Below are 7,089 nucleotides of genomic sequence, written 5' to 3'. Positions count from 1 at the left end.
GGTCAGAGCGAGCTCGGGAAACCCTCGAAGCTCGTCGATGACGAAGGCCAGCTGACGCGTGAAGAAGCCCTCGTCCGGGGCGACGGCGCGAACGCCTGCCACGATCTCCTCGATGGTTGCGGTGCGAGCGGGCGGAACGGGCAGCGGCCGGCCCAGCAGGCGCGAGAGATACTCTGCCCGAGTCTCGGAATCCTCGATCAGCACTTTGAACAGCAGGTGCTCCAGCATGTTCTGCCTTCGGATGTCCACGATGAAGGCGAGCTCGGGCCGCGTCGCCGCGATATAGGTGAAGTTCTGGTTGGGACCCACGCCGATATAGACGCCGCCCGCGAGCGGGATGGACTCGAGCTGTCCGAGGACGTGCTGGTAGGACGTTTCGTTGGAAATGTAGTTGTTGCTCCAGAAGTACCCGCCATCTTCGGATATCTCTCGGATGAGCCCCGAGAACTGGACGTCGGTGACGTCGGCCAGCTCATCGACCGTCCTCACGGCGCACGAGTGGCCCAAGGCGAGCAACGCAGCGGGCATCATCGTTGCCAGGAGGAAGGATCGGGCGTTCATGGACCGATATGCTTTCATCCTATCGTTGCTTCATGGCGGCTTCAACCGCCCCCGACGAAGTAGCGAGCGATGAAGGCGAGAGACTCGGGAATGTGAGCGAAGACGAGAGCCCATCCATGAGGCTCGCCTTCGTGAATCTCGAACTGGTGGGGGACTTTTCTCGCCTCGAGCTCCTGGGCGAGCTTCTCGAGTCCGCGCCCGAGCCCGATGGCGTCGGCGTAACGGTCCTCGGTCCCGTAGTCGAAGTAGATCCCGAGCTCATTCAAGTTCGACCGCGCCGCGAGCTTCAGGGGATTGTTCTCGTCGAAGTACGTCTGGTCGAATGGTCTCCCGTAGACGACGGCGAAGACCTCGCGAATGTACTCGAACTGGCGTCCGCCTCCATTGCCGCCTGACACATCGAGCGGGTTGTCGACGGGAAACACGATGGGTGAGTGAGCGGCCACGGCGATATACCGGTCCGGATGTCGCATCGCGATCTTGAGTGCACCGTAGCCCCCCATCGACGTGCCGGAAATGGCGCGATGCGCTCGTCCCGAGAGCACGCGATAGTTGGCCTCGACATGAGCGGGAAGCTCGTCCACCACGAAGTCCTCGTAACGCACGCTTCCATCATGGGTATTCGTATAGAAGCTTCGCCCTCCGTTGGGATGAACCAGAACCATCTCCGGGAGTGTCCCTTTCGCCATCGAGGCGTCGATGAGGCCGTCGATGTCGCCCTCGTGGTCCAAGGTCCAGCTCGTATGGTCGTTGAAGAGCCCGTGGAGAAAATAGACGACGGGATACCTCTTGTCGCCGTCGCCATAGGAGGGGGGGAAGAAGATGCTGAACTCACCCGTACCCCCCAGAGCCTTGCTGGGCATGGTGGAAAACTCGACACGGGATCCCGAGGGGAGCTCGATCGGCTCTCGGGACTGGCGGAGCCACTGTCCCGGTTGGCCGGAGGCGGGAAACGCCGGGACCGACAGCACGACGGCGAATGCGAGCAGATGTCTCAGCATGTCGTGAGCTTAGCATGCTCCGTGCTAGACTCCGTTGCGAGATGGGCGTGGTTCGCGTTATCGGGGTGCGGATCGATCTCGGCGCCGGGCGACGTGGGGTCGACATGGGCCCCTCTGCCATGCGCAAGGCGGGGATTCGCGAGCGAATTCGAGCTCTTGGATACGAAGTCGCCGACGATGGCAACATCTTCGTCGAGGAGCCGGAGACACTGGAGGTCCACGATCCCAAGCTGAGGTATCTGCCGCAGATCGCGTCGGCGATGGAGAACCTGGCGGCGAGGGTCGGAGGGGCGATGGCGGCGGGCGAGATTCCGATGGTTCTGGGAGGAGACCACTCGATCGCGATCGGAACGATTGCCGGGGTCGCGTCCCATTTTCGAAAGAGCGAGAAAAAGTTGGGGATGATCTGGCTCGACGCTCACGGCGACTCGAATACGCCCGATACGTCGCCGTCGGGCAACATCCACGGAATGCCGCAAGCGGTGATCTTCGGCCGTGGTGCGAAAGAGCTGGTGCAGATAGGGGGGTTCGCCGAGGGCGAAGCGAAGCTCGATCCGAAGAGCTCGTGCATCATCGGCGCCCGAAGCATCGATCCCGCCGAGAAAGGTGTCATCGAGGACATCGGTCTCCGGGTATTCACCATGGATCAAATCGACCGTCGCGGCATCTATGACGTCACGTCTGAGGCGCTCGAGATCGCGAACCGATCGACGGATGGTATGCACGTCAGCTTCGATGTGGACGTGATCGACCCGAGCGTCGCCCCCGGAGTGGGTACGCCGGTGCGCGGAGGTCTCACGTACCGGGAAACGCATACGGTCATGGAGCTCGTTGCCGAGAGTGAGCGCCTCGTCTCGATGGAGATCGCGGAAGTGAACCCCATTCTCGACATCCGAAACTCGACGGCGGAAGTCGCGGTCGAGATGGTGGCTTCCGCGTTCGGTCAGCGCATCCTGTGAAGGTTCCCGTTGTCTCCCGGGAAGGGACGCCTCTCGGGGACGTTTCGCTCTCGATTGCCGGCAAGGAGTCTGCACCAACCGTCGTCATCGCTCACGGGGCAGGGGGTACGATGGACACGCCTTCCATCGTTTCGCTCCAGATGAGTCTGGCCGCGGCCGGAACCACCGCCGTTCGCTTCAATTTTCTGTACACTGAGAACAAGAAGCGTACTCCCGACAAGCCAACGACGCTCGTCGACACCTGGCGATCGGTGGCCGATTGGGTCCGCGCCGAGCTCAGGCCGACGAAGCTCTTTCTCGGCGGCCGATCGATGGGGGGACGAATGGCTTCCCATCTCGTTGCCGAGGGCTACCCGTGCGATGGTCTCGTGTTCCTCGCCTATCCGCTCCATCCCCCGGGAAAGAGAGACCGCCAGAGGAAGGACCACCTCGCGGCAATCCGTGCGCCGATGTTGTTCGTCAGCGGGACGAGAGACTCCTTTGCCGATCTCGATCTGCTCGAGCCGCTGGTCGCAACTTTGGGCGCGAAGCTCCATCTCGTCGAGGGGGCCGATCACGGTCACAAGGTTCCCAAGAAGTATGGTAAGACGGCAGCCGAAGTCGATGCGGAGGTCCTTCGGGCTGTGCTCGAGTTCGTGTCGGGGAGGTGAGGCCGTGTCCGAGGAACGTGTTCGGAAGTTGCGCGAGCTGTTGGCGAAGGCGCCCAATGATTCGATGACGCGGTACATGCTCGCGAACGAGCTGTTCAAGAGCGCCCAGTACGAAGAAGCTGCGGACGAGCTCGAGGCCTACGTAGGCAAGGACTCTGACGAGGGAGCCGCCTACCGCCTTCTCGCCGAGGCCTATCGGAGGCTGAACCGACTCGACGAGGCCCGTTGGGCCCTCCGAAAAGGAATCGATTCGGCGCGATCGCACCACCACGACGGCATGGCCGACGAGCTCGAGGACCGGTTGAAGGATCTCGGATGAGTCGAAGCGGCGGTCCCCCGTCTACTTCTTTCGAGCTTTGCTGACCTGGGGCCGGTCCTTCACGCGGTAGACGAATTTCAGGCCCGACCAGTCCTCGTCGACCGCGCAGATCTTGACGTCGACGATACCGGAGGCGAGGCCGGCAGCGCGGACCCCATTCTCGTCGAGGTCGGTGGCGAGCGGCGAGCTCTTTTTCGGCCAGCAAACCCAGAGCGCGGTCTCGGGGGACATCTTCTTCTTGATCGTGGGAAGCCGAGACGCAAGACGCGCCGGGTTGGTCACGAAGAAGAGAACGATGTCGAAATCGCGTCCTCGACTAGCAGGCACGATCGAGACGTCCTGGGGCAGTCGTCCCAGGGTTTTTGCGAAATCGTCCGGCTCGTCGAGCAGGCCGACGCGATGGCCTTCCTTGATCCCGAGCTTCTGAGGGAGCGGCGTACCCGAGTAACCGGCCATGGCAACTAAGGCGAGAGCCCGGGTTGGTAGCCGTTCACGAACTGCATGAAGCGGGACGCCTCGAGGATATCGCGCGCCTCGAAACGGATGCTGTGCGAGTCGATACGCTGGACCATCGGGAGATAAGCGAGTAGCTCGGTCTGCCGATAGTGCTTGAAGCTCACCTCGAGCGCGACCGGTCCCGCCGAACGGAGAGGAGGGATCTCGCTTCGCCGCTCGACACCCCGTTTCGCGGCGGCTTCGATGACCTTGTAGCCGGCTTGGGGAGTCAACGTGCGCGCCGAGTGAAAGCTTCTCGCCCACTTGACGACCGCCCCTTCCAGGTCGCCGATCTTGGCCTTGGCTTCGGCCACGATCGCGTCATCGCCCGAGATCATGACCACGGGCACGCCGAAGTGACCCGCGATCGCCGCGTTGAAGTCGGCTTCGGCGACCGAGCGGCCGTCGAGTCGAACGTCAGTAAGGGTTGCGCTCGAGAAGGTGTGGGCCCGCACTCCGTCGGGATTCGACGTCGAGCTGTGGTAGCCAATGAAGAGCACCGCGTGGAAGCTCTCGTCGATACCCTCCATCATCCCCAGCGGCCGAGGCCACGAGCGTACGACCTGTACGTCCTCGGGCAGCTCGTCGATGAGGAGGTTCTGTCCGTTTCCGTGCGAGTCGCTCACGAGGATCTGGGTGGCCCCCGCGGCGCGCGCCCCCCGGATCGCCGCGAGGACCTCCTGGGTCATGAACGAGCGGAACCGCTGATACTCGAATCCATCGGGACCGAGTTGTTCGTCCGTCACCGCCCCGGTGACCCCTTCCATGTCAGCGGATACGTAGATCTTGATCTGCGCGTCGGCGCCTCGGCTCAGCCCTAACGAAACAAGCAACAGGAACGAGAGTCGGTATCGCATGGCGTGACTTCTATCGGGGATGGACGCGAAACGCAAGCTCTCCTACGTATGTATATAATCCGGTTCGCGGAGGCTTCGGATGATCGGCCGCAAGCTCGCCCACTATCGCGTCGTCGAGAAGATCGGCGAGGGCGCGATGGGAGAAGTTTATCGCGCCCGGGACGAGCACCTCGAGCGCGACGTAGCCATAAAGGTCCTTCCTCCGGGGAGGATCGCCGACGGCGCCGCACGGAGCCGCTTTCGTAAAGAAGCCCTGGCACTTTCGAAGCTCAACCACCCGAACGTTCAGACGGTGCACGATTTCGACTCTCAAGACGATACCGACTTTCTCGTCGTCGAGTACGTTCCGGGGATTACCCTCGACGAGAAAGTGATGGAGGGCGGGTTGAGCGAGGGGGAGGTCGTCGAGATCGGCGAGCAACTGGCTGCGGGCCTCATCGCGGCGCACGAGCGCGGTATCGTCCACCGAGACCTCAAGCCCGCCAACTTGCGTCTCATGCCCGACGGCCGCCTGAAGATTCTCGATTTCGGTCTCGCGAAGCTCGTGGGTCAGCCTGTCGAGAGCGCGGAAACGATGAGCCGGTTCGAGACCCAGACGTTTGCCGGGACGCCTCATTACATGGCGCCCGAGCAGCGGGCTGGTGGACCTGCCGACGCCCGCACCGACATTTACTCTGCTGGTATGGTGCTCCGGGAGTTGCTCACCGACACGAGCCGGCCCGTGGAAACGAACGTTCTGTCGGTCTCTGCAGATTTGAGACGCGTGCTCGACAAATGTCTCGACCAGGACCCCGCGAAGCGATACCAGTCGGCGAAGGAGTTATTGGTCGAGCTTCGTTCTCGGGCGCCCAGGAGATGGGCCTCGAGACGAGCCGTTCTCCTGGCGGCGGGAGCGGCGGTAGCTCTCGCTGTCACGTTTCTGATCGGCTTGCGAGAGCGCGGGGCGCCTCCAGCGGACTCCTCAGAAATCCAATCCATCGTCGCGCTTCCAAGCGAAGTCGTCGGCTCGGACGAGGACGCTTTTCTCGCCGATGCGATTCCCAAAACGGTTTCGACTTATCTGTCACAGGTCGTGGGGCTCGAGACCAAGCTCCCGCCGGCGAGTGCCGACATCGAACGGTTCGGAGGAGACATCGATCGGATCGCCCGCACCTACCGGGTGAGCGCGCTCGTCTTGTCGACGGTCACGGCGCAACCCGAACGACTCTTCCTCAACGTCCAATTGGTGGAGGCGAACGGAAGGCGACTTCTGTGGAGCAACGAATACGAGGGCGAGCGGGACGGGTACCTGGAGTTGGTTCACCATGCCGCAGAAGAATTACAGCGACGCCTCCGACCAACGGCTGCCCTGACATCAGTTCATGGGGTCGCTGCGAGCTCTCGCGCGGAGCTGGCTTTCCAGCGCGGCCTTTATTACTCCAACCGCTTCAACAACCTTCATCATGAAGAAGACTTCGAGCAGTCGCTCTCGGCCTTCGAAGAGGCCCTTAGCCTGGATCCGGCGCTATCCGACGCCGCGGCCGAGATATCGTGGCTTTACGAGTTCAAGCTGGAAGCGGGACTCGATCCCGATGAAGCCATCCCTCGGATCGACCGCTGGGCGCGTCGCGCGCTCACGATCGACGAGGACAACGGACGCGCATGGGCCGTGCTGTCCAACCTCGAGGCGGCTCAAGGTGGAGGAGCGCGGGCAACGGTATTACGAAGCGCTCTGCGAGCGGTCCATGGCGCGCCCATGTTTCCGCGCTCTCATATCGCCCTCCTCATCGGTCTGCCAAGTTGCCGGCTCGGGTTGGAGGCCGGTCGCGAATCGGCCCGACTCGACCCACTCTACACCTACGCTCCGATGATGTCGGCAGGAGAGTTGGCGTGCCTTGGCCGCACGGAGGAGGCCCTGACCGAGATCGATCGAGCTCTTGCGATCGAGCCCGAGTTCCCGACGGGCCTGGTCACCCGGGTCAACTTATTGCACACCGCCGGCCGTCTCGACGAAGCGTTGTCTGTCCTCGATAAGATCGAGCCCATGGTGGACGAGGGGCGGGTCAATCCTGCGTGGTTCGGCGCGATTCGAGACGTCCAAACGGTACTACGGGCGTCGGAGAATGACGGCGGTGCCGCATTCCAGCGTCTCCTGCAACTCGCGAGGGGAGAGTCCCGCTTCCCTTACTGGCAGCTGTTCGCAATGCCCGCGATGGACATCCTCGCGACGAATCGCCGGATCGAACAGTCGCGTCAGATGCTTCTGTC

Annotated in this window: 8 protein-coding genes; 4 read left to right on the top strand and 4 right to left on the bottom strand. The window is 62.7% G+C overall.

Going from position 1 to position 7,089, the window contains the following annotated elements:
* A partial coding sequence (locus tag VEK15_00685; protein ID HXV59178.1) for a hypothetical protein occupies positions 1-561 on the bottom strand: 561 nt, incomplete at its 3' end.
* Positions 562-602: 41 nt separating this feature from the next.
* Positions 603-1,562, bottom strand: a complete 960-nt coding sequence (locus VEK15_00680; protein HXV59177.1) for an alpha/beta hydrolase family protein — start codon at positions 1,560-1,562, stop codon at positions 603-605.
* Positions 1,563-1,603: 41 nt separating this feature from the next.
* Between VEK15_00680 and rocF the strand changes: the two genes are divergently transcribed.
* The 3 genes from rocF to VEK15_00665 are packed head-to-tail and all read left to right on the top strand — an operon-like array spanning position 1,604 to position 3,490.
* Positions 1,604-2,521 (top strand): arginase, encoded by a 918-nt coding sequence (gene rocF, locus VEK15_00675; protein HXV59176.1) that lies wholly within the window; start codon positions 1,604-1,606, stop codon positions 2,519-2,521.
* A complete protein-coding gene (locus VEK15_00670; protein ID HXV59175.1) occupies positions 2,518-3,171 on the top strand; it encodes an alpha/beta fold hydrolase in 654 nt (217 codons plus the stop codon). The genes rocF and VEK15_00670 overlap by 4 nt, the downstream gene beginning before the upstream one ends.
* Before the next feature lie 4 nt (positions 3,172-3,175).
* Positions 3,176-3,490, top strand: coding sequence for a tetratricopeptide repeat protein (locus tag VEK15_00665; GenBank protein ID HXV59174.1), 315 nt, complete (start codon positions 3,176-3,178; stop codon positions 3,488-3,490).
* Positions 3,491-3,511: 21 nt separating this feature from the next.
* Here VEK15_00665 and VEK15_00660 read toward each other — a convergent pair whose 3' ends face one another.
* On the bottom strand, positions 3,512-3,946 hold the full coding sequence (locus VEK15_00660) for a DUF3052 domain-containing protein (protein HXV59173.1): 435 nt from the start codon (positions 3,944-3,946) through the stop codon (positions 3,512-3,514).
* Positions 3,947-3,951: 5 nt separating this feature from the next.
* Entirely contained in the window at positions 3,952-4,842 is an 891-nt protein-coding gene (locus tag VEK15_00655) for a M55 family metallopeptidase (GenBank protein HXV59172.1), read from the bottom strand.
* 79 nt (positions 4,843-4,921) lie between these two features.
* On the opposite strand from VEK15_00655, the gene VEK15_00650 reads away from it, so the two are divergent.
* Positions 4,922-7,089, top strand: a 2,168-nt coding sequence (locus tag VEK15_00650; GenBank protein HXV59171.1) for a protein kinase, incomplete at its 3' end; no start/stop codon positions are given.

The sequence above is a fragment of the Vicinamibacteria bacterium genome, assembly GCA_035620555.1.
Classification (GTDB): domain Bacteria; phylum Acidobacteriota; class Vicinamibacteria; order Marinacidobacterales; family SMYC01; genus DASPGQ01.
The sequence above is the reverse complement of the archived record's forward strand: the minus strand, read 5'-3'. Positions and strand labels throughout refer to the sequence as shown.